Raw genomic sequence first — 23,436 nt, forward strand, 5'->3', positions numbered from 1 at the left:
GATGCCCAAAACGTGCTAAAATATTTACGAAAACTTGATTATTTCGTTTTTTTATGTTGCATTTTTTTAGGGTGACGAAATTATGCTTTTTTTCCAAGGTCGAATCTTGCGATTTTCTATATATGTTTATGATATGCCAAGAGATGGAGAATGTATGACATTTGTTCCATCTTTTGGCATTTTGCGTTTTTTGGAGGTATAGGGGTTGAAGATTACTTTACAAAAAACAGGTCATAATAGATTACTAAGTGTGTTTACCGTTTTTTGCGGAATTCTAATGAATGTGGTGATGTCATTTTTTACCCGCATGTACGGTCTTCCGGTTTATCTTGATACTGTCGGAACTATGTTTGTATCGCTGATCGGAGGAATTTTCCCCGGAATAGTGACTGCGGTACTGACAAATGCGGCCAGCACCATATTCAACAAAGAAGCAATTTATTTCGGATTTATAAGCGCACTTGTAGCAATCTATACGGCGTGGTTTAACAGAGAAAAAAAGTTTGATCATATAAAAAAAATACTCATATTTGTATTTGTGGTCGGAATAGGAAGCGGTGCCCTCGGTGCGGTTATTCAGTGGGGAGCCATGGGAAGGCCGCAGACTCAGTCAATCGATGCCTTGGTTGAGGCTTTTACAATACAATTTGGAGTCGGAGACTTCTGGTCCTATTTTATTATCAATCTTTTGCTGAATATTCTGGATAAGGGCGTATCAATTTTTGCGGCGCTTCTTTTGGTGCATTTTATTCCCAAAAGAACATGCATAAATATAAGAAACAGCGGATGGAAGCAGAAACCGTTATCGATAAATGAAGTAAAAAGAATAGGTTCACTTAGTTTGTCCTCTTTAAACTCTCTGAGGATCAGGATTACAGTGATGCTTCTTGGGTGTTCATTTGCACTTACCGCAATAATGGGAATCGTTGGTATAACATTATACTTTAAAAACGCAAAAGTGGAGAAGGCAGAAATTGCGCTGAATGCGGCAAAATTTGCATCCGAAGTCGTCGATCCCAATATCATAGACGAATGTATTGCCAAAGGAATATATGCGGATGCGTACGGTGAGACTGAGAGCGCACTTAGAAGGATCAAAGAAGGAATCACCGGAGTAGATCGTATTTATATAAATCAGCTCAGCAGTGACGGTTGGTATATCGTATTTGATATAGTTCCCGAAGGTGTCAAAAAACATATCCCGGGAGAAAAAGAGAAATTTGATGAGAATATGCAACCGTATGTCGGATCGCTGTTTAAAGGAGAAGTGGTCGCGCCTGTTGAAATTTCATCCGTTTCAGGTTGGTTTATAGCTGCATATTATCCAATAATTGACAAAAACGGAATCTGCATGGGATATGCGGCAGCGGAAACGTCGCTTGCGTTTGTTTCAGACTACATGCGTGATTTTATGTTGCGCGTGTTGTTCATAATGACATCTTTTTTTATCCTGATAATCGCGTTTGGTTTGTGGAGTACCGGAATGGGTATGGTATATCCGATAAACAGCATAGAGAAGAGCGTTGAGAATTTTATCAAGGCAGGGGACGATCAGGTTGAACTCGATGAAGCTGTAAGACAGATGAGAGCAATTGATATTCAGACCGGAGATGAGATTGAGAAGATGTACAGGATAATTTGTGACATGGCGCTAAATCAGACGGAGAAGATTCGAAGTGTAAGAAGATTTTCCGAGGCAACGCTGAAGATGCAGGACGGACTAATTATCACAATGGCAGACCTTGTAGAGAACAGGGATTCCGATACCGGCGCGCATGTTCAGAAAACTTCCGAATATGTAAAGATCATTGTCGAGGGGCTTGAAAAGAAAGGATATTATCCCGAAAAGATCAGTGCAAAGTTTAAGTCCGATGTTGTAAGAAGCGCACCGCTTCACGATGTCGGTAAGATCAACATATCCGATAAGATCCTCAATAAACCCGGTAAGCTTACGCCTGAAGAGTTCGAAATAATGAAGACTCACACAACGGCCGGAAGAGAGATTATCGAGAAGGCAATAAATACTGTAAAAGGTGAGGTATACCTAAAAGAGGCAAGGAATATGGCTGCATACCACCATGAACGCTGGGATGGAAAAGGCTATCCCGAAGGACTTCACGGAGAAGTTATACCACTTTCTGCAAGGATCATGGCCGTTGCAGATGTTTTTGATGCGCTCTCTTCACCGCGTGTTTATAAGGAGGCATTTCCGCTGGATGAAGCTCTGGCTATCATAAGCGAGGGTGCGGGAACTCAGTTTGATCCCAAGTGTGTAGAGGTATTTATGGATGCACTTCCTGAGATAAAGGTAATCCTTAATAAGTATAATCAGAAGGTTTGATGGAGGTTGCCTGTGAAGAATGGATTCAAAAAAATTGCATTCATGGCTATAGTGGCAGGCTGCATGATGATACTGATGCATATAAGCGTATATGCCAAGTATGACACGGTAGTCGGCACACATTCTTACTATGGCGGAGGATATGCGGTAACCGGACAGATTCCGGACATCTCATATTCTTATGAAATATATGATGCATCGAATGGGCTTCCGACTTCCGATGCAATGTTTCTCATGGGTGCAAGTGACGGATATATATGGATTGGCGGCTATAGTGGAGTTGTTCGCTATGACGGTTCGACTTTTGACAGGATCGATGAGCCTTCTTACCTTACCAGTTCAAGAGCTTTTTTTGAAGACAGCAGGGGAAGAATCTGGGTTGGAACAAACGATAACGGTGTAGTGGTGCTTGACGGGGCAGACAGCATGTATTTTTCATATAAAGAAGGCCTTACGTCATCATCCGTCAGAATTTTTGAAGAAGATGACAATGGGAATATTTTTATCGGAACAACCGCAGGATTATGCTATGTCGATCAGACCGATACGCTTCGCGTTCTTCAGGATGAAAGAATAACTGAAGAGCGTATCCTTAAGCTGGATAAGGACTCTGACGGAAGAATATACGGACAGACTTCAAACGGTATAGTTTTTGCGATAGATGATTGTGAGATTACTGAATTGTATGAAAGCATAGACCTCGGGCTTGAAAAGATAACGACAATCCTCGTCGATCCGTATGACAAAGGAAAAGTATATTACGGAACTGAGGGAAACGTTTTATATTATGGAAAATTCGGTGATTCAATCAATAATCTGGACAGGATATCGCTGGATCCGCTTAGTAATGTGCATTGGCTCAATTATGACTGCAACAGAGTCTGGGTGTCATCTACAAGTATGATAGGTTACATTGACACGGACTATACGTTTAAAGAACTTACCAATGTACCTTTTGACAGTGGAATCGAGATGGTAACGGCCGATTATCAGGGTAACCTCTGGGTGGCTTCATCAACGCTTGGTGTCATGAAAGTTGTTGCCAATAATTTCATCGACATTACACACGCTGCGGGAATGTTTACCGGAGTGACCAATGCTGTTGCCCTTCATAACGGGGATGTTTATATCGGCACTGAGACAGGTCTTGATATCATTGGAAAAGACAACGTTCCGATAGAAAATGAGCTGTCTGTGTATATAGGAGATGCAAGAGTCAGGTGTGTCACAGAGGATAATGACGGAAATGTTTGGGTTTCCACATATACGCATGACCTCGGACTTGTATGCTATAAGCCGGATGGCGAGATAATTTCATTTACTTCATATGACGGGATGCCAAGCAATCAGATAAGGTGTGTGACTGTCGGAAAAGATGGAAGTTTGCTTGTAGGTACGAACGGGGGACTTGCCGTTATAAAAGATTTCGAGATTGTTCGTACGGTAGGTGCCGATGCCGGTATCAAGAACACAGTTTTTTTGACAGTGACGGAAACAGATGAAGGCGCGATTCTTGCAGGTACTGACGGAGACGGAATTTATGCGATCGAAGATGATGATATCAAAAAAATCGGCAGAAACAACGGTCTGACGAGTGATGTTGTCATGAGGATCATAAAAGATGAAAAGAGAGATATATCCTGGATCGTTACTTCCAATTCCATTGAATATATGAAAAACGGTCTGGTCACACAGATTACATCTTTCCCTTATAACAACAATTACGACATGTACTTTGATGACAATGATAATGCATGGATATTGTCATCTTACGGTGTTTATGTGGTAAATGCAGATGATATGGAAAAAGATGCCATATCCGATTATAAGATATACACATTAGCCAACGGACTTCCGTATGCGATAACAAGCAATTCTTTCGGATATAAGGATCAGTACGGCAATCTTTACATGGCCGGAAGAAACGGAGTGACCAAAGTAAATATAAACAAGTACTACAGCGGCGATCTTGAAGTATTGATGGATGTAAAGTCCATATATTGTGACAACGTGAAAGTTGAGCAGGACGAAGAAGGAGTTTATCAGATACCTGCTTCGGACGGACGTGTGCAGATAACGGCATCGGTAATGGATTATTCCATGATGAATCCCGATGTGCGCCTGTATCTTGAAGACGGCCCCGATGGAGGAGTTATTACTTCAAGAAGTAAACTGTCCGCACTTGAATATACAGGACTTCCGTATGGAAACTATAAATTTCATATTCAGATATTAAGCAGCGGAGGAGGGGAGGTCATTCAGGATGAGGTGTTCAGCATAAGAAAGGCTCCGAGGCTTTTTGAACTGGTGGTAATAAGGCTCATACTTGTAATACTTGTGGCATCATTGGCAGGTTTTATCGTATGGCAGGTAATGAGGCTTACCGTAATTAGGACTCAGTATGAAGAGATAAAAAAGTCAAAGGAAGAGGCAGAGAGCGCGAATACGGCAAAGTCAAGATTCCTTGCCAATATATCCCATGAGATCAGGACACCTATCAATACAATCATGGGAATGAATGAAATGATAATGCGAGAAGATCCGACAAATGTACCAAAAGGTTATTTTATGTCGGTCATGAACTATGCTTTTGATATAAGAAATGCATCGGAATCGCTGCTTGGTCTTATTAATGACCTTCTTGACATATCCAAGATAGAGTCGGGAAAAATGCATCTTGTCGAGCGCGAATATGATACGCAGGAGCTATTTAGATCTATTGTATCGATGATAAGGATCAAGGCTACGGAAAAAGCGCTAAGCTTTGATGTGGTCATTGATGAGATTCTTCCTAAGAGAATGTACGGAGATGCGGAAAAGATTAAGCAGGTTGTGCTTAATCTCCTTACCAATGCCGTTAAATATACTTCGGTCGGAGGCTTTTCGCTGAATGTGTCGATGGAAGAGCGCAATGATAAAGAGGCGGTTATCCGCATTTCGGTAAAAGATACGGGAATGGGAATAAAAAAGGAAGATATGGACAGGCTCTTTACCGCATATGAAAGACTTGATGAAGAACAAAACAGCGGTATACAAGGTACCGGCCTTGGACTTGATATTTCAAGAAAGTTTGCGGAGCTTATGGGGGGAAATATCTTTTGCGACAGCATATATGGAGAAGGCTCTGAGTTTATCTTCATATTATCGCAGAAGATCGTAGACGCCACACCGCTTGGCATATTTATCGAGCATGATCAAAGCAAGGCAAGTGGTCCTTACGTTCCTAAGTTTATCGCGCCTGATGCAGATGTGCTGGTTGTTGATGATAATCCTATGAACCTTAGTGTTATAAAAGGTCTTTTGAAAGCAACCAAGGTATTTGTGACAACTTCCGAAAGCGGTGCGGATGCCATAGATAAGGTAAAAGACGGCGATTTTGATGTGGTTCTTTTGGATCACATGATGCCGGGGCTTGACGGAATAGAGACGCTTGCTAAGATCAGGGAGATAAAGCCCGATCTTCCGGTATATGCACTTACTGCGAATTCGGTCTCGGGTGAGGAATTTTATAAGTCGAAGGGATTTAACGGATATCTTGCAAAACCGGTTGATATAGAGACTTTGGAAAGCACTCTTATGAAGCACATCGCCGAGAACAAGATGGAGAAATCGGAGAGTGTGGATCAGACTGAGGAACTTACGGAACTTCCGGCCGAGATGCTTTGGATATATGAAGTAGAAGGTATTTCGGTTCAGGAAGGAATAAAGAATTCGGGAGGAATATCGAGTTATCTTTTCGGACTGGATCTTTTCCTGGATACGATCGATGAGAATTCAAGAATAATAAATGATGCGTATGAAGAAGGAAATATAAGGCTGTTTACGATCAAGGTCCATGCTCTTAAGAGCTCCGCGAGGATCATAGGAGCGCTCGGACTTGCGGGACTTGCGGAAAAGATGGAAGAGGCCGGCAATAACAATGATATTGTCTATATAGACGGTAATAAAGAAAAGCTCATGAATGAGTATGTATCTTTCAAGGAAAAACTTGGAAGAATAAAGGAGACAACTGTTACAGATGCTTCGAAAGAGCCGGTTCCCGAGGCGGAGCTGAAAGATGCATACGGAGCGCTGGCCGATCTGATACCTCAGATGGACTATGATTCTGTTGAAATGATTTTGGAAAGTATAATGAAGTATTCACTTCCCGATAAGGATGCTGAGTTCTTTAAAGAGCTTAGCAGGTTGTTCAAGCTGTTTGATTGGGACGGAATGGAAAAACTGATCAATGCTACTAAATAAAGGAGCAAAATGGGAAAAATTTTATCAGGCAAAAAAATCATATTCACCGGAGAAAAAGAGACATTTATTCTGCGAGCCATCATCGAGAAGGTGCAGGCTTTGGGGCTTGAATGCAACTTTGTCCCGTTCACCGTTGATGCACTTAATGCTTCGGGAGATGACATACCGCTATATATTCTCTACATGGATGAAGAGGTGAATCCCAGAGAAGATGCACTGCATTTTTTGACCGATACCATGGAAGAGAACGGAAGCAAACTGATCCTTATAGGCGAGCAGATAGACCTTAACAATACATCAAAGCATTTGAGCGGCGATCTTTTGTATAAGACGTTTTCAAGACCGGTCAACAATGATGAATTCATTAAGGCAATAAGGGATTATTTTGATAAAACCGAATCGGGAGAGTACAGAAAGAGCATACTTATCGTGGATGACGATCCTCAGTATCTTTCTCTTGTAAGGCAGTGGCTGAAAGATACATACAGAGTATTCATGGCTAATTCGGGGCTTCAAGCCATCAAGTATCTTGGAAAAAGCAAAGTCGATCTGATACTCCTCGATCATGAGATGCCGGTAACAAGCGGGCCGCAGGTTCTGGAGATGCTAAGGAGCGATCCGGAGACGTCTTCCATACCCGTCATTTTCCTTACGGGAAAAAGCGATAAGGAAAGTGTGATGGCTGTTGTCGAGCTAAGGCCTGAGGGATATTTTTTGAAGAATATAAAGAAAGAGGATCTTTTGGAAAAGCTTAAAGAGTTTTTTGTTCTGCATGGAGTATAGTACAAGGAGCAGGTGGAAATGTTTGAGTTTATAGAGACTTATCAATTGGATATTATGCTGGGACTTTCCTCTGCGTGTATGGCATTTGCATTTTTGCTGTTTTTTACGCAGTTCCTGGATAAAAAAAGAAGAGTGATAATCTTTACTGTAGAGTCATCTGCGGCAATTCTTATTTTCTTTGATCGTTTGTCGTATATCTATTCCGGGAATACGACAATGACGGGATATATTATGGTCAGGCTCAGTAATTTCCTTGTATTTGCGATGACTCCGGTGGTTATATTGGGACTGAATCTTTACATAGTCGATCTGCTGAGGGTTGAGGCAAATCAAAAAACTATGCTCAAAAGACTTAGATTTGTGAATGTTGCGGCGATTGTACAGATAATTTTTGTAGTAATCGCGCATTTTACCGGATGGATCTATTACATTGATGAAAGAAATATATATAACAGAGGATCACTGTTTTTGCTGTGTTATATTATGCCTGTGATGTGCCCGCTTATACAGTTCACGGTTATAATGGAGTTTCAAAAGGCTATAAGCAGATTGGCACGCGTTTCTATCGTGCTCTGCATCTTTACACCTGTTATAGCGGGAATTATTCAGATATTTGCGTTTGGGATATCTATTGTTGATATCTTTATGGTCATGGTTGCGATATTCTTGTATGTATTTAGCTACATCGATGTAAATCGGGCAGTCATACGGTCGCACAAGATTGAAGTGGGCGAGCTGAAAGACGGCGAGCAGCGCATGAAGCGCCTGTTTGAGCAGACAACATCAGCTCTTGTAAAGGCAATAGAAAATAAAGACGAATATGCACAGGGACATTCCAAGAGAGTCGCCGATCTTGCCAAAGAGATCGCCATGCGCTCGGGCATGGAGGAGCAGAAGTGTGAAGCTGTGTATTATGCCGCACTTCTTCATGATATCGGTATGGTCGGTATCCCGGATAATATTATCGAGAAGCAGAACAACCTTACTGAGGAAGAGCAAAAGATACTTAAGAGAAAGCCGATAATAAGCGGAGAGATCTTATCTGATATTAAGGAATATCCATCTCTTAGAGACGGAGTTCTTTACAGCAATGAAAGGTATGACGGAAGCGGTTATCCCGAAGGACTGAAGGGCGAGGAAATACCTGATATTGCAAGAATCATTGCTGTTGCGGATGCGTATGTCTCCATGACTTCCAACAGAAGATATCGCGAACCGCTTCCTTATATCATGGTAAGGCAGGAATTTGTCGAGATGTCGGGAACGCAGTTCGATCCTGTCTATTCAAAGATAATGCTCCATATAATGGATAGAGAAAACTCGAGCAAAAAAGATGACAGGGTTATGGAATCGGAGATTACCTGCAAGGCATACAAAGAGCAGGTTACGCTTGGAGTTCACATAACCGATGTTGTTAAAAAGATATATTTTGACTGCGACATGCTTGAACTGAAGGAGGGTGAGTACTCGTCGCCTTCAATTGTTTTGTTTGATTCCTATGACAAGCGTTTTCATAGGAGTATAAAAGCAATAAATGCATACAGATATATTGAGTACGGAGAAATCTGGCCGGACGGACATTATGTTTCCACGGTAGCCAGAAACATGAAAATTGAGACTGTCGAGATTCCGGAAAGGAAGAAAAAGAGAAAGGTTATAAAGAAGGATAAGAAAAAAGGGCAGTATGAGATAGTCATGGCAAAATATGACGATCACATATCGCTTGAGATGAAGCACAAGAATCACAAGGTGAAGGCAATCATCTCCCTTCCCGATAATACCAAAGAAGCATATCTCGGTCTTACCGGTGAAAACTGCTATATCAAAAATATATCCGTTGTCGAGACTGACAAAAAGGTTGGCGAGGGCGATATAGAGCGAATTTCGGATATCATAAGATATACGGATCGTATCGAGTCGGATCTTCCGAATATTCAGATTGACAGAACCAGGTCTGTATCAACGGAGGGAATCGAGCTTGAAGATGAAGTAAGACTTTACTTCCATTCCATGAGTCTTCCGTCAGCCAATCTTGTGTGGCATTGTCCGTATATAGTACTCTTTTACTCGGCGGATGGAAAAATCGGCGGCGAAGGATATCTCGAATACGCAATGATAAAGATAAACGGCGAAGTGTCGGGTGATGATGAAGTTGCGGAAAACAAGGTATTTATGAAGAAAAAAGACGATTTCAAGGGATGGGATAAGTGGAAAGAGACGACAAAAGAAGGCATAGACTGCTATGTGCTATTTGAAAGACATGGAAATAAGATCACAACAGTAACTGAGAATCTTGGCATCTCAATAGAAAATACGACCACTTTCCATGATGAATATAAAGAAGTTTACGTGGCGCTTACGGGAGATGAAGTCGCAATTACGGATATTCGTATTATGAAATGACAGGATATGCACATTATTTGACAGAATGTTCATAAAAATTTAGATGAACAAGAGAGGTCAGGATGATAAAATTACTTGGATATTGAAATATAACAACATGTGACAAGAAGTACCAATGAAAGAACAGATTCAAACAAACAGATTAAAAGAAATAGATATATACAAGACTATAGCGATCGTCATGGTTGTCTGTGGTCATGTGGCTTCAAATACAGTAGGAGTATTTTCGGGATTTATCAGCTTTGTGCATATGCCGATTTTCTACTTTGTAAGCGGCTTTTTTCTTTATAAGGAACTTAAGAAATATTCGGAAAAAGAGCTTGTGAAAAAGAAATTTTTCCGATTGGTCATTCCGTATATTGTGTGGTCTTGCGTTGCATTTTCGGCAAACGCTGTAGTTTTGATAGCGGGAAAGGGCATGGATATAGGAGCTCTTTTGGATGACGCCGTACAGGTCTTTATATATGCAAGAAGCGTGTGGTTTTTCATCCAGCTCTTTTTTGCACATATGCTTTTTATACTTATCCACAAAGTTGTGGATAAAAAGGCGCTCAGAGTGGTTATAAATTTGGTTGTATGGGCACTTTTGATTGTCTTTTGTACCACTACAATTTTCTGTATGTGGAAAATAAAATGGCTGTACGGGTTCTTGCTTTTGGGATATATATGCAGCGAATATGATGTGCTTTCGAAGATAGGCGAGGTTAAGCAGGTCAAGCGTGGCGTGATTTTTCTCTTTTGCCTCGTTGGATGGATAGCAGCTACTGTGTTGTCTTTCGGAGTATATTCAACAGATCTTGTCTATGGCTTTGACGATATGCCGTTTTCGCTTAATACGCTTGGAATTGAGCTCTCTGTCTGGGCGTGCGGACTTACGGGAATGGCGACGATTTATTTTGTCAGCTGTGTAATTGCCAAATTCAGATTTTTTGATATACTGTATCGGATGGGAAGCTATACTTTGGATATATACGTGGGTCATATGCTTCTTTTGTTTGTAATAAAAAAGATACCTATGCCTAAGGAACTTGTATTTGTATTATCGTTTATTATTGCGTTTTTCTTTATTTGTGTGCCGTTATACATATTGGCAAAATATTTTTTGAGAAAAATAAAACTATACAGAATGGTCACATAATTGCCGAAATATATGGGAGTTCAGAATAGTAAGATAAGCGAATAACGGTAGGGGAGCCGGCTTATTGGTTAAAGGAAAGGGTGTAATTATGTTTAGGACAGAAAAAAAGAAGTATATCATTACCATGCTTCTTATATCGGTAGCTTGTGTATTTTTGTTTGCGGGATGCCAAAGCGGTGGTGCGGAAGACCTGTATCTAAGCAAGGTCAGCTATGTTGTATGCCCCGTGGACGGACAGGATATCGATATGTACGTAGTGTCATCGGATTGCTCGGTGATACATTATATGATAAAAGAGACTGAGAATCTTGAGATCAAGGAGCTCTTTGAAGGGAAATTGCCTGAAGGCGGTTTTTCAAGTGAAAGGCAGCAGATAACCGAGCAGGATTGGGAGAAGCTTCAGAGCATAGTAAATGAGACGGAGTTTATTTACTTACCCGCCGAAGTGTCCGATCCCGAGCAGGCGGCAGATTCAGGCAGCAGCTATATCGAGATTAAGACGGATATGATAAAGCATCTTGCAGGCGGACATAATGCAGGATTTGGCAGAGATAAGGCGAATAAGAAATACAGGAGTGTCGTTGAAGTGTTGGATGCAGCACTTAACAAATGATGCAATAAGTTGTAAATACATAAAGGATTCTAGGGAAGCTTTGTGAAAAGAGCTTCCCTTTTTTGCGTGTGTCTTTATAAAATGCGGAAAAATGCACATAAAAATGCGATTAATAATTGACGTTTTATGCATTTTTCATATAAGATGGTATCAACACTAAATTTAGCATAATTAAATAAGGAGGAGAACATCTTATGGAGCAGAAGACAATGAAGGGATTTGCAATGCTTAAGATCGGTGAGGTCGGATGGATTACAAAAGACGTTCCGAAGTGTGGACCGCTCGATGCAATCTGCAAACCGCTTGCCATTGCAATATGTACTTCAGATGTACATACAGTATGGGAAGGTGCTGTTGGTGATCGTCATAACATGATCCTTGGACATGAAGGTTGTGCGGAAGTTGTGGAAGTAGGTGAACTTGTTAAGGACTTTAAGCCCGGTGACAGAGTTCTGGTGCCCGCTATCACACCCGATTGGAGTTCGCTTGAGGCTCAGGCCGGATTTTCCATGCACTCAGGCGGAATGCTTGCAGGATGGAAGTTCTCCAACTTTAAAGATGGTTTGGATTCAGAGTTTTTCCACGTTAATGACGCGGACGGAAACCTTGCACATTTGCCTGAAAACATCAATATAGTAGATGCGTGCATGCTTTCAGACATGGTTCCAACAGGATTCCATGGGGTAGAGCTTGCTGATGTTCAGTTTGGTGACACGGTTCTTGTTATCGGTATCGGACCTGTCGGACTTATGAGTGTAGCCGGGGCGTCACTACGAGGTGCGTCAAGGATCATTGCGGTAGGTACACGTCCTAAATGTGTGGAAGCAGCCAAGAAGTACGGGGCAACCGACTTTATCAATTATAAAAACGGATCGATCGAAGATCAGGTTATGGAACTTACATCAGGAAAAGGTGTAGACAGAGTAGTAATCGCGGGCGGTAATGTTGATACTTTCGAATCGGCAGTTAAATCGGTTAAGCCGGGTGGACTTATCGGTAACGTTAACTATCTCGGAAGCGGCGATTATATCAGCATTCCCAGAACCGACTGGGGTGTTGGAATGGGACACAAGCAGATCCGTGGAGGACTTATGCCGGGTGGAAGACTTCGTATGGAGAAACTAGGGGCATTGGTATCTTCAGGAAGACTCGATGTAAGCCCGCTTGCAACACATATATTTGAAGGATGGGATCACATTCCCGAAGCATTGCAGCTTATGAAAGATAAGCCGGCAGACCTTATCAAACCTGTTGTAAAGCTGGTAAAAGAATGATAAATAGAGTCACAGAAATGTGCGGATGAATGATATTTTAAAAGTGGGTTTGAATTGAAAGTAATAAATGGCAGTCGCAGATTTTTTAAAAATTTGCGACTGCTCTTGCTATCCATGTATTAAGAAGGAGAATACGCCAAAATATCGGCGATGATCATATGAGAGTACTGATAGTGACAGGTTTTTTGGGAGCCGGAAAAACTACATTTATAAAAGAATTATTGAAACATACTAAGCGCTACACCGCGGTATTGGAAAATGAATTTGGAGATATAAATCTGGACAGCCGCGAAATATCGGCTTCTGCAGATAATAAGGACATGCAGGTTCTGGAGTTTATGGAGGGATGCGTTTGCTGTAGCAAGAAGGATTCTTTTTTATACTCAATCCTTACTGTATCAACGGGAATCGCACCCGAGTATCTGATCGTAGAACCGTCGGGTGTTGCAAAACTAAGCAGTATTCTTGCGGGACTTGAGAAAGTCCGTTATGAGAAGATTATTCCCGTAAGTCCTATTGTAATAGTGGCTGCGAAGTCTTTTTTTGCAAATATTCGTGAGTACGGGAATCTTATGGAAGATCAGATCGCAAATGCGGGACATGTTATTTTTTCCAAGACAGAGGGAATGAGCGCCGATGAGCTGGAGGAAGTCAAGGAGAAGATAAGAGAGATCAATCCCGGCGCGAAGATTACAGAATCCTATCAGGACGGTAAGAGCGAGGACTGGTGGACTGAGGTTATGTCGGACGAGGAAGCGCATGTAGTTGTCGGCGGAATCTGCCATGGTGTTGCCGGTGGTAACGGTTATGGGGCCGGATTGGCAGATGATAATGGTTATGGTTTCGGAGCAGACAATGGGGATAACATTGCTCAGCCTGCTTTTGAACAGATGACATTTGATCTTATGGAATTTAATTCTGTCGGTGCACTTGCTGTTTTTTGTGAAGACCTTCTAAGTAAGAGCTACGGCGATATAGCCCGTGCCAAAGGCGTTGTAAAAGTTTGCGATGAAGCGCTCCGCTTTGATATAGCCGATAATTCTTATGTTATCACAGGAGGAGAAGAACCCTTCCAATCAGTATTTATCGGCCCAAGCATAGATCGGGAAAAATTGCTTCTTAATGCTGGCGGGTATAAGCTAAACAAAAAGATATCGAAGCGAAATGTGGCAAAAGCCCAAGAAGAGGGCTATACAAAGATAAGAGGGGTTAGATGAACATTTAAATCATAGAAATTTTTTTAATCATGTCACTCTACGAATTTAAAATTTCACTCTACGTTTATTTTACGATCAAGATTGAAAAATATCCGGATTTATCAGGAATTGCATCCAATCCGGAATAGATTTTTTCATCCTGCATTCCGCAGTTTTCGATAAGATATGCAGTTTTTTCGCAGCTTTGTATCTGAGACTTAAGTTCTTTAAGCTTGCTTCCGGCTTTCATTATTATCAAAGTGCCGTCAAATGGCTTGTATTCGCCGGATGTTATGAGTACAGCATCGTCGCCTTCTGCAATAGACAGGCCTGTTTTGGCGGCTGCGGCACAAAAGGAAGGAATTCCGTTTATAACTTGAGTTTCATAACCGGCTTTTTTTACCATCTCGGAAATATATGAAAAAGTTGAATATAAACAGGGATCTCCCAAAGTCAGGAAAGCAACATCTTTTCCTGTTGCCAATTCTGCAATGATAGTTTCTGCGGCACTCTTATGCGCATCTGACAGATTCTCTTTATTCATCGGGAAATTAAGAGAAAGTATCTCCTTAGAAGTTAAGAAAGGACACGCTTGCGCCGCTATAGCATAAGCGACTCCCGGCTTATTATTCTTTGAAGGACATGCTATAACTTCAGCTTTTTCCATTATCTTAACCGCTTTAAGCGTGAGCAGCTCCGGATCTCCGGGACCTACTCCGACTGCGTACAATATTCCGCTCATGATTCCTCCCATTATCTATATCAGTGTCTCCTACTACATTACCCTTTGATATTATAATCATTCAAAAACAACTACACTAGGGCTCGCATGCACTTCATCCGGAGCAGTCGCACCAACAATATATGTGTCATTGTATATGACATTGTTCTTCTCCTTAATCAAATACCGGGTAAGCCTATCAGCGGACTACTGCTACTTCACTCTACGAGACTACTTCAAAATTTGACACAGATAAGATTTGTGAAAAGAAACGGTTTATCTGTGATTTTATGGCATGAAATGCGTTGAAACACAGATAATAGCAGCATGAGGGCTTAATTTATCTGTGAAATCATGGCAAATTATAGGAAAAAAGGCGAAAATTCACAGATAACACTGGCATAAATCACTTTTTTATCTGTGGCCTAAATAAAATAGTCATTTTGCTGTCTATAATTAAAATATAAGTCACTCCCATATATTTGCAATGATTAAGCGTAAATATATAGTAATAAAAAGGCACAACCTCCGCCTGAAACTTCCCCCGGCCATACGGCTTGACATTTTTGCAAACAATGAACTAAACTTGAGGAAGTTTTAGGAGAAGTAGCATGAATTATAATGGCGCAGCTGAGAAACAAAATAATTTGCGCAGAGTGATAGCGGTATTTGTAGCGGTAGCACTCAGTTTTACCATGCTCTTTTCTACAATATATATAGTTAAGGAACAGCACCATGAGTGTCATGGCGCGGAGTGTCCCATATGTCACAATATTGCAAGGTGTGAGCGGTTCCTTAATCAGATTTCTACAGGTATTATACATCTCGCTATAAGTGTAGTTGCGGTAATGATCGTCTCGATTATTTTGCCTAAAGGAAATGAGAATATTTCTCACCCTACACTTGTAAGCTTCAAGGTACGTCTCGATAATTGAAGCAGCCTCTTTTATGTAGCGCTGTATGCTGCTACAAGATCTTTTTTTATCCAAGAATAAATAATGAATAAGAAAGAGGAATATTATGAAGAAATATATTTCAGTATTGGTTGCAGCCGTAATGGCAAGCAGCATTATTTGCGCATGCGGAAATGGAAATGCACAGGATGCATCAGCCGCAGGAACATCATCTGCAGGATCGTCTGCAGGAAACGCTTCGGAAGCGGTATCTGAGGCAGCAGGAGACAGTGATATCAGCATTGTGACAACTATTTTCCCTGAGTATGACTGGGTTAAGAATATTGCAGGAGAGAATCCCGCAAATGCAGAGATAACAATGCTTCTTGACAGTGGTGTGGATCTTCACAGCTACCAGCCTACAGCAGAAGATATCGCTAAGATCTCAAACTGCGATATGTTTGTATATGTTGGCGGAGAGTCAGATGAATGGGTAGATGATGCACTTAAGGAAGCAACAAATAAGGATATGGTAGTTATCAATCTTCTTGACGTACTTGGCGATGATATCAAGGAAGAAGAGGTCGTTGAAGGCATGGAGGCCGAGGACGAACATGAAGAGGGCGAAGAACATGAGGAAGGCGAAGAAGTAGAATACGACGAGCACGTATGGCTTTCACTTAAGAATGCGGAAAAACTTTGCAGTGCTTTAAAAGACGGAATGGTTTCTGTCGATGAAGCCAACAAAGATGTTTACGAGAAGAATACAAATGACTACATCGCAAAGCTTGAAGCTCTTGACGCAGAATACGAGAATGCGGTTAAGTCAGGCAGCAAAAAGACAATTCTTTTTGCAGACCGTTTCCCGTTCCGTTACCTTGTTGATGATTACGGACTTGATTATTATGCAGCATTTGTAGGTTGCTCAGCAGAGACTGAAGCAAGTTTTGAAACAATAACATTCCTTTCAAAGAAAGTGGACGAACTCGGACTTGGCTCAATCCTTACCATCGAAGGCAAGGATAAGAAGATTGCCGATACTGTAAAGCAGAGTACAGCTAAAAAAAACCAGAACATCCTTACAATGGATTCTTTGCAGTCGACAACTTCCGATGATGTGGCAAAGGGAGTAACTTATATTTCTGTAATGGAAGGAAATCTTGAAGTGCTTAAGGAAGCGCTCAAATAAGGCAGGAGGTATTATAATGTCGTTCATTTCCGCACAGAATTTGTCGCTTGGATACGATAGGACTGTGGTTGTTGATAATTTGAATTTCAAAGTTGAAAAAGGAAACTATCTGTGCATTGTCGGAGAAAACGGTTCGGGTAAGACGACTCTTATGAAGACAATGCTGGGATTGCAGGCACCTGTTGGGGGACAGATTCTGTTCGGCGATGGGCTAAAAAAGAATGAGATCGGCTATCTGCCTCAGCAGACGGTTGTTCAAAGGGATTTTCCGGCATCCGTATTTGAGATTGTTCTTTCGGGATGTCAGTCTCGTATGGGACTAAGGCCTTTTTACACGGAAAAAGAGAGGAAACTTGCCCGTGAGAATATGGAGAGGATGGGAATAAGCGACCTGAAAAAAAGATGTTACAGGGAATTATCCGGTGGGCAGCAGCAAAGAGTTCTTCTGGCAAGGGCTCTTTGTGCCACCACCAAGGTGCTGCTTCTGGATGAACCTGTTTCCGGACTTGATCCCAAAGTTACATATGAGATGTATGAACTTATAAAAGAACTGAATGACGGCGGAGTTACGATAATTATGGTATCGCATGACATAGCCGCTTCCGTAAAGTATGCAAGTCACATACTTCATATCGGGAAAACTTTGTTTTTTGGCACCAAAGAAGAGTATGTATCGAGTAATGCCTCTGAGTTATTCATGAAAAATATGGAAGGAGGCGAGCTTGCATGATAGAAAAGTTAGTGGAATATTTTCAATATCCGTTTGTTGTTTATGCATTTATTGTCGGAACACTTATAGCATTGTCGTCGTCGCTTCTCGGAGTGACACTTGTTCTTAAGAGATATTCATTTATAGGTGACGGACTTTCGCATGTGGCTTTTGGTGCGATGGCAATCGCAAGTGTGCTAAAGATTGCAAATCAGACAGCCATTATATTGCCGATAACTGTTGTTTGTGCTGTTTTTCTTTTAAGAAACGGGAATAACGCAAAGATAAAGGGAGATGCCGCGATAGCGATGATCTCAGTAGGAGCGCTGGCGTTCGGTTATCTTATCATAAATAAATTTTCTACTTCGGCGAATCTCTCGGGAGATGTGTGCAGCACATTGTTTGGCTCGATGTCGATACTTACGCTTACGATGTCGGAAGTAATGGTATGCGTGGTGTTGTCGATCATTGTTGTGGCATTGTTTCTTTTTATGTACAACAAGATATTTGCGGTTACTTTTGATGAGGACTTTGCAAAGGCCACAGGTGTAAAAGCGGATGCATATAATTTCATCATTGCAGTTATGATTGCGGTGATAATAGTGCTTTCGATGAACCTTGTAGGTTCGCTTCTCATATCGGCACTTGTGATATTCCCTGCGCTTTCAGCGATGAGTATCTTAAAGAATTTCAGGAGTGTAACGATATTTTCGGCTATCTCATCAGTTATATGTGCAATAGCCGGAATGCTTATATCGATGCTTGCCGGAACGCCGGTCGGATCTACTATTGTAGCGGTTGATGTTTTTGTTTTTGCAGTGGCATATTTTATCGGAAAAGGAACAGGAGGAAAAGCATGATGAAAAAAATGAGATATATAGCGGCATTGACATTGGTCGTGCTTATTACTTCGGGATGTGCGGATGATTCTGACGTGGCGAGATCAAAGCCGGGGAACGGCGCCAAAACTATAGACGATTTGATAGCGGAGCAGAATGCGGCAAGTGATATGTCATCTTTGATCGCAGAGTACGGCGAATATGAAGAAGAGGATGAAGATGCTTCTTATGATGATATCCTGGGCGCTTCAGACAGTTCTGCGGCTGCATCAAGTTTTCATACCGCAGAGGAGATTGATGTAGAAGGCGATTATGTCGATCTTACCAAGCAGTCTTCGACAATGATATATACAACCGTTTACAACATGATGTATTATCCGGAGAATTTTGTCGGAAAAACTATCAAGATGACAGGAAATTATTCCGAATACATTGCCGAGGATACGGGTAAGCGCTACTTTGCGTGCATCATAAAAGATGCAACGGCGTGTTGCTCGCAGGGTGTTGAATTTGAGCTTACAGAGGATTACAAATATCCCGATAACTACCCTAAAGAAGCAGATCCGATAACGGTCGAAGGAGTTTTTGATCTGTACAAAGAAGGGGAGTATCAGTATTGTACACTCAGAAATGCCAAACTGTGTGAATCATAATCTGGCATCTATTCCAAGCTTTTCGTGCATGATCTTTTTGTTTTCATACATGCGTTTGTCTGCAAGAAGATAGACTTCGTGCGAACTTTTTTCGGGGCATTCGTGGCTGTATGCGTAACCAGCTGCGACACTTCTTGTATATATCGGATAGATTGCATTCATAACATCGAGGGCGCTGTTCATTCGACCTATCAGATCATCGATATCGAGTGAACCGGCGTCTTTTATTATTACAAGAAATTCGTCTCCGCCAATTCTGGCGCACATTCCGTGTTCTTCAAAAGTTCCTGTGAGTATCTTTGAGAAATCCAAAATATATTTATCACCTTCGGGGTGGCCCAGCTTGTCATTTACAGGTTTTAGTCCGTTTAAGTCGATACTGAGGATGCAGTAATCGTTTTTTGATTTATCGAGCTCTTTCATTGTTCTGTCCGCGCTTGCTCTGTTGGGGAGATCTGTCAGTCCGTCTGCGTAGGCAAGGTGGACAAGCGATTCACGTTCTTTTTTTCGGGCAAAAGATTTGGTGATGTACAGCAGGTAATATGCCAGCTGCGACATGGCAAAGATAATCGCGCCAAGGCCTATTATCGGGAATGTTGCTGTCTGAGCGGGCAAAATACGAGTTGTTGTCAGTGTATAACCTATAAGGTGGATGAAGCCCGAAGTGGATAGTACGAACATTCCGACCATCTGCATATCTTCGATAAAGAGGGCTTTCTTTTTTATTATTGTTCTGATAAAGCAATAGACTATCAGACCGTAGATTATAAGTGCGTTTATGTCAAACAATATCAGGGTGCGTTTCATGTGAATGGAAAACGTATAGTATAACACCTGCTGAAAAATCGGTATTATCAAGCTTGCGATAAATAAAACTATGATTGTCTTTTTTAGCTTTATTTCTTTCATAAAGTATAGGATTATGTAGCACAGCGGAACAAAGAGACAAAGTGTCATATATTCGAGTTCCGTCTCAATATCATTGTTTATAAACAATGACAGCATGTTTGAATAAGACATGAGATATAATCCTATGTTTATACATAGGATTGATGCAAAAAGCTGTATTTTTAATTCCGGCAGGTACGTAACAAACAGAAGACTCAGTGTCAGCAGGAAAAGACCAAATATAATGAGAAACATTCCGATAAGAATCACAAATTGGTTATTGCTGATGATGAATGTCAAAAGATCCGGATAATTCCCGAAATATACCGGATCAAAGAATGAAAAGGCGTCTTTTTCGGATGCTGTAAGTCTAAAAGATAAATAGCTGCGCCTATAGTGTCTGGGCAGAGTTATAAAGTGATATCTTCTTCCGACAAACTTGTTGTTTTCATATTTGGCCGTTCCGTATTCATATATGAGTTCTCCGTCAAGGTAGCATTTGATCGTGGAATAATTTGTTCTAAATACAATGGCGGGAAGCGGAATATCCCCAATAAACGGCATGTTAAGCGACATGATGACAGTGTCACCACGTTTTGGGGTAGTTGAAAAAAGGCTGTTGATCTCTGTTAGTTTTACATGAGGATATTCTTCATTTCCTACTCTTACGGTCCAGTTTGAGTTGAACTGAACGGAAGGATAGTCATGAGTCATATCGAGAAACCAAAAGCATGCAAGGAATATTACGAGGGCAGTAAGACTGCTGAGCACAATGATCGGTAAAATTCGTTTACGCATTACTTGGGCTCACCTCCTTGCTTACCTGGCTTTTCATAAGGTCACTGTATAATCTGCCGAGTGATTCGTTGTGATGTTTCTTTTTCATTGAATACATTCTCTTATCTGCAAGAAGATAAACAAGCTGTGCAGAGGGATTGTTAAGCGAAGGATCCAGACTTTCCGCATATCCCCAGGAGGCAGAGTAATGTATTGTACTGTTCTTTCCGTTTCTGTAATTCATAAGTTCCGATAGAATTGCGAGATCGGTGTCTCTTCTTGAAGCATCAATATAGGGAAGCACAACAATGAATTCATCGCCGCCCATTCTTCCGACAAGCGAAGCATCTATGAAACTGCTCTTTAACATGGTTGCAAAGCCGCTAAGCAAGGTATCGCCTGCAGAATGCCCATAGTTATCGTTTGTATATTTCAGATAATCGAGATCGATACTGATTATTGTGTAGCGGCCTTTTGTGTTTGCAAGTGAAAGTTCGCACTTGGCCCTGTTTGAAAGCCTGGTCAGAGAGTCTGTGTATGCAAGACCTTCAAGCTGGCTTTGAACTGTTGATTCGTTGATATATTCAATACAATGATAGAAGTAGTTGATCAAAAGGCAGAGCATGAAGAAAAAGGAGCCTATCGTCATGAAGCTTATTGTTGCATTGACTTCGCCCATCTTAAGGTATTTAAGGACATTAAACTTGATGATATCTATCATTGAACAGCCGAGCAAAAGGATGAATCCGACAATGAGCAGATCTGTGGAATATATCCTTGTATCAAATTCTTTTCTGCTTTTGGCTCTTGATATAATCGTAATTACAATGGAGCCGATGATAGAGAGACCTTCCACAATGGCAAGTATGTGGAGGCACAGGATAAATCTGCATATGTGGATAATGTTTAAAACATGGAAAGCTGAGGTTACGATCATGAAGCCTACATCAACAATCAAAAAGATCTTGCAAAGCAGCAGGTGTTTGGTCTGTTTGGAGGACATGACAAAGCCTGCGTTAACGGCAGGAATGGAGAAAAGAGAGAAATATTCCAAAAAGTTGGCTATGCTTGCGTGATCTGTGAAGAACCAGAATATATCGTTGTAACACAAAATATAAATGCCCATTGAAAGCGAAGTGAGGGCACTGAAGATAATACTGTAGTCATGGAAATCCGAGAAAGTAAGGATTGGAGCCAGTATTAACAATATGAAACCAAAAATGCAAAGAAAGGCTCCTATTATAAGGGAGAGTCTGTTTTTTTGGAGAAGATAGGTTGATATGTCGCTGAATGTGCCGAAGTATATGTTTGAAAAGCCTGAGAAGGCCTCATCTTCACAGGATACCATCACGATTTTTAATTTTTTTCCGGAGTAGCCTGTAGGGAGAGAAATAAAGTTCTGCATCTTGGGAACCATTTTTTTATCATCGGCAATAAGATGACCATATGTATAGATAAGGTCATTGTCTACATATACATCAACTGTGGCAAGAATGGAACGGAATTGGATTGATGCGGGATAAATCTCGGAGTTAGGGAGAGTGCTTTCCAAAATAACAATTTCTTTATTGTTTACCATGCCAAGATTTGCATCTTGAAGAGAATCTACAGTATAAGTCTTTTTTCCATGCGAAATAGTCCAGCCGGAGTCCAACTGAACAATATCTTTTTTTGGAGGGGTATTAAGTTTCGCAGATCCAAGAAATAAGATGGAAGAAGCCATTATGACTATAGCCAATATGCCCAAAATGGCTGCTTGCATCTTTGCATAGTTTTTCAAAAAAAGCCTCCTTTGACCTTATATCTAGTATAGCTCAAAGAAGGCTTTATTTACATAAAACAGTTAATAAAGAAATGATAAAAAATAAATATACAAATTATATCAGAAGTGACCGTGACTGCCTCCGTGAGAGTGACCGGAACTTGATGTGTGAAAAGAACTTCCACCTCCCGAATGGCTTCTTGAACCGTTATTTTCGGATTTTCTTGTTCTTGAGACATGGCTTGTAAGGAATGTATCGGTGTGGATATTCATATGAATTCCGTCATGGGTGCGGTATTCCGAGGCGCTGTTGTTGATATGAACGGTGTTTAGCTTGGCTGCCATAACAGCGATAGGTATGATCGCGGTAGCAAGTCCTATTATGATGCTCAGAAAGATGTGACTCTTAGGATCATAGTTGCTTTCGGAATCATATGCAGTTCTTGAGCTGCTTTCGATATCATACGGAGTTCCTGCATGAAACTGATCAAGGTACCGGTCGGCTGTATCAATATAAACTTCGAATGCGCCGTAATAATTGCCATCCTTTAGATAGGGCAGCATTTCATCTGTCATTTCTTCCTGCCCGTAGTCGGTGAAAGCAGGGATTCCGTCACCGGCTGTGCTTATTGCCCATTCCCTTGTCTCCATTGAAAGGACAAACAGAATTCCCGTGTCGTTAAAATCAGCGCCGAAGCCGTTGTAATCAAAGTAATCGTCAGCAAAAGCTTCGATGCTTCCGGGGTGTGAATTGACGGTGAGGATGACTACGTTGCAGCGCTGTTTTTCGCTGATCTCGTTAAGCCTACCCAGTATTTCAGCCTGTTCGGATGAGCTTAAAAGTTCTGCTTCATCAAGAAGTCTTTCTTTTTGTCTTGTAGCGGGAACCGTGTAATCGTCCCAAAGAGGCGATTGGTCTGCGTAAGTCATAAGGCTTGTAAAAAGAAAGATGAAAATCGCGGAGATAAGCCCCAATATATGTATATGTTTATTTGTTGAAAGTATTTTTTTCATA

The 23,436-nt window shown here is 41.2% G+C and carries 18 protein-coding genes and 1 pseudogene; 15 read left to right on the forward strand and 4 right to left on the reverse strand.

Features of this window, described 5'->3' with window-relative positions; translation table 11 throughout:
• Positions 1-205 precede the first annotated feature (205 nt).
• From BLP87_RS11640 to BLP87_RS11675, 10 genes and pseudogenes are all read left to right on the forward strand, one after another.
• Positions 206-2,341 (forward strand): HD-GYP domain-containing protein, encoded by a 2,136-nt coding sequence (locus BLP87_RS11640; RefSeq protein WP_074462820.1) that lies wholly within the window; start codon positions 206-208, stop codon positions 2,339-2,341.
• A 234-nt stretch (positions 2,342-2,575) separates the two neighbouring features.
• A pseudogene (locus tag BLP87_RS16600) lies at positions 2,576-2,734 on the forward strand (two-component regulator propeller domain-containing protein); the annotation flags it as partial.
• 703 nt (positions 2,735-3,437) lie between these two features.
• On the forward strand, positions 3,438-3,521 hold the full coding sequence (locus tag BLP87_RS16605; protein WP_420314845.1) for a PTPA-CTERM sorting domain-containing protein: 84 nt from the start codon (positions 3,438-3,440) through the stop codon (positions 3,519-3,521).
• A 14-nt stretch (positions 3,522-3,535) separates the two neighbouring features.
• The gene (locus BLP87_RS11645) at positions 3,536-6,583 is read left to right on the forward strand and encodes a hybrid sensor histidine kinase/response regulator (RefSeq protein ID WP_420314846.1); all 3,048 of its coding nucleotides are present in this window, start codon (positions 3,536-3,538) and stop codon (positions 6,581-6,583) included.
• A gap of 9 nt (positions 6,584-6,592) precedes the next feature.
• Entirely contained in the window at positions 6,593-7,366 is a 774-nt protein-coding gene (locus tag BLP87_RS11650) for a response regulator (RefSeq protein ID WP_074462821.1), read from the forward strand.
• A gap of 18 nt (positions 7,367-7,384) precedes the next feature.
• Positions 7,385-9,769 carry an HD-GYP domain-containing protein gene (locus tag BLP87_RS11655; RefSeq protein WP_074462822.1) on the forward strand — a complete coding sequence of 795 codons (2,385 nt, stop codon included), beginning with the start codon at positions 7,385-7,387 and terminating at the stop codon, positions 9,767-9,769.
• 115 nt (positions 9,770-9,884) lie between these two features.
• Complete coding sequence (locus tag BLP87_RS11660) at positions 9,885-10,907, forward strand: acyltransferase family protein (protein WP_074462823.1); 1,023 nt, start codon at positions 9,885-9,887, stop codon at positions 10,905-10,907.
• Positions 10,908-10,995: 88 nt separating this feature from the next.
• Positions 10,996-11,520: a hypothetical protein gene (locus tag BLP87_RS11665; RefSeq protein ID WP_176756644.1), complete on the forward strand. Its 525-nt coding sequence runs from the start codon at positions 10,996-10,998 to the stop codon at positions 11,518-11,520.
• Between the two features lie 209 nt (positions 11,521-11,729).
• Entirely contained in the window at positions 11,730-12,794 is a 1,065-nt protein-coding gene (locus BLP87_RS11670) for an NAD(P)-dependent alcohol dehydrogenase (RefSeq protein WP_074462851.1), read from the forward strand.
• 158 nt (positions 12,795-12,952) lie between these two features.
• Positions 12,953-14,011: a GTP-binding protein gene (locus BLP87_RS11675; RefSeq protein WP_074462825.1), complete on the forward strand. Its 1,059-nt coding sequence runs from the start codon at positions 12,953-12,955 to the stop codon at positions 14,009-14,011.
• Positions 14,012-14,075: 64 nt separating this feature from the next.
• Here BLP87_RS11675 and cobI read toward each other — a convergent pair whose 3' ends face one another.
• On the reverse strand, positions 14,076-14,732 hold the full coding sequence (gene cobI, locus BLP87_RS11680; protein WP_074462852.1) for a precorrin-2 C(20)-methyltransferase: 657 nt from the start codon (positions 14,730-14,732) through the stop codon (positions 14,076-14,078).
• A gap of 590 nt (positions 14,733-15,322) precedes the next feature.
• On the opposite strand from cobI, the gene BLP87_RS11685 reads away from it, so the two are divergent.
• From BLP87_RS11685 to BLP87_RS11705, 5 genes are all read left to right on the forward strand, one after another.
• Complete coding sequence (locus BLP87_RS11685; RefSeq protein WP_074462826.1) at positions 15,323-15,646, forward strand: hypothetical protein; 324 nt, start codon at positions 15,323-15,325, stop codon at positions 15,644-15,646.
• Between the two features lie 85 nt (positions 15,647-15,731).
• The gene (locus BLP87_RS11690) at positions 15,732-16,793 is read left to right on the forward strand and encodes a metal ABC transporter substrate-binding protein (protein WP_074462827.1); all 1,062 of its coding nucleotides are present in this window, start codon (positions 15,732-15,734) and stop codon (positions 16,791-16,793) included.
• A gap of 16 nt (positions 16,794-16,809) precedes the next feature.
• Positions 16,810-17,523, forward strand: coding sequence for a metal ABC transporter ATP-binding protein (locus tag BLP87_RS11695; protein ID WP_074462828.1), 714 nt, complete (start codon positions 16,810-16,812; stop codon positions 17,521-17,523).
• Positions 17,520-18,362, forward strand: a complete 843-nt coding sequence (locus tag BLP87_RS11700) for a metal ABC transporter permease (RefSeq protein ID WP_074462829.1) — start codon at positions 17,520-17,522, stop codon at positions 18,360-18,362. Before BLP87_RS11695 ends, BLP87_RS11700 begins: the two co-directional genes overlap by 4 nt.
• Positions 18,359-18,994 (forward strand): hypothetical protein, encoded by a 636-nt coding sequence (locus BLP87_RS11705; protein WP_083334592.1) that lies wholly within the window; start codon positions 18,359-18,361, stop codon positions 18,992-18,994. The genes BLP87_RS11700 and BLP87_RS11705 overlap by 4 nt, the downstream gene beginning before the upstream one ends.
• Here the strand turns inward: BLP87_RS11705 and BLP87_RS11710 are convergent.
• The 3 genes from BLP87_RS11710 to BLP87_RS11720 form a co-directional block, all read right to left on the reverse strand.
• Entirely contained in the window at positions 18,989-20,680 is a 1,692-nt protein-coding gene (locus BLP87_RS11710) for a GGDEF domain-containing protein (protein WP_074462830.1), read from the reverse strand. The two genes, BLP87_RS11705 and BLP87_RS11710, sit on opposite strands and share 6 nt — an antisense overlap.
• Positions 20,673-22,439, reverse strand: a complete 1,767-nt coding sequence (locus BLP87_RS11715) for a GGDEF domain-containing protein (RefSeq protein ID WP_074462831.1) — start codon at positions 22,437-22,439, stop codon at positions 20,673-20,675. Before BLP87_RS11715 ends, BLP87_RS11710 begins: the two co-directional genes overlap by 8 nt.
• Before the next feature lie 102 nt (positions 22,440-22,541).
• Positions 22,542-23,435 (reverse strand): TPM domain-containing protein, encoded by an 894-nt coding sequence (locus BLP87_RS11720; protein ID WP_083334593.1) that lies wholly within the window; start codon positions 23,433-23,435, stop codon positions 22,542-22,544.
• Between the last annotated feature and the right edge of the window lies 1 nt (position 23,436).

The organism is Butyrivibrio hungatei, from assembly GCF_900101605.1.
Lineage (GTDB): Bacteria > Bacillota > Clostridia > Lachnospirales > Lachnospiraceae > Butyrivibrio > Butyrivibrio hungatei_B.

Bases quoted from the DNA above. Each gene is read 5' to 3' on its own strand.
- BLP87_RS16605 (WP_420314845.1), top strand. From the start codon at position 3,438: ATGCTGTTGCCCTTCATAACGGGGATGTTTATATCGGCACTGAGACAG.
- BLP87_RS11650 (WP_074462821.1), top strand. From the start codon at position 6,593: ATGGGAAAAATTTTATCAGGCAAAAAAATCATATTCACCGGAGAAAAA.
- BLP87_RS11655 (WP_074462822.1), top strand. From the start codon at position 7,385: ATGTTTGAGTTTATAGAGACTTATCAATTGGATATTATGCTGGGACTT.
- BLP87_RS11660 (WP_074462823.1), top strand. From the start codon at position 9,885: ATGAAAGAACAGATTCAAACAAACAGATTAAAAGAAATAGATATATAC.
- BLP87_RS11665 (WP_176756644.1), top strand. From the start codon at position 10,996: ATGTTTAGGACAGAAAAAAAGAAGTATATCATTACCATGCTTCTTATA.
- BLP87_RS11670 (WP_074462851.1), top strand. From the start codon at position 11,730: ATGAAGGGATTTGCAATGCTTAAGATCGGTGAGGTCGGATGGATTACA.
- BLP87_RS11675 (WP_074462825.1), top strand. From the start codon at position 12,953: ATGAGAGTACTGATAGTGACAGGTTTTTTGGGAGCCGGAAAAACTACA.
- cobI (WP_074462852.1), bottom strand. From the start codon at position 14,732: ATGAGCGGAATATTGTACGCAGTCGGAGTAGGTCCCGGAGATCCGGAG.
- BLP87_RS11685 (WP_074462826.1), top strand. From the start codon at position 15,323: ATGAATTATAATGGCGCAGCTGAGAAACAAAATAATTTGCGCAGAGTG.
- BLP87_RS11690 (WP_074462827.1), top strand. From the start codon at position 15,732: ATGAAGAAATATATTTCAGTATTGGTTGCAGCCGTAATGGCAAGCAGC.
- BLP87_RS11695 (WP_074462828.1), top strand. From the start codon at position 16,810: ATGTCGTTCATTTCCGCACAGAATTTGTCGCTTGGATACGATAGGACT.
- BLP87_RS11700 (WP_074462829.1), top strand. From the start codon at position 17,520: ATGATAGAAAAGTTAGTGGAATATTTTCAATATCCGTTTGTTGTTTAT.
- BLP87_RS11705 (WP_083334592.1), top strand. From the start codon at position 18,359: ATGATGAAAAAAATGAGATATATAGCGGCATTGACATTGGTCGTGCTT.
- BLP87_RS11710 (WP_074462830.1), bottom strand. From the start codon at position 20,680: ATGCGTAAACGAATTTTACCGATCATTGTGCTCAGCAGTCTTACTGCC.
- BLP87_RS11720 (WP_083334593.1), bottom strand. From the start codon at position 23,435: ATGAAAAAAATACTTTCAACAAATAAACATATACATATATTGGGGCTT.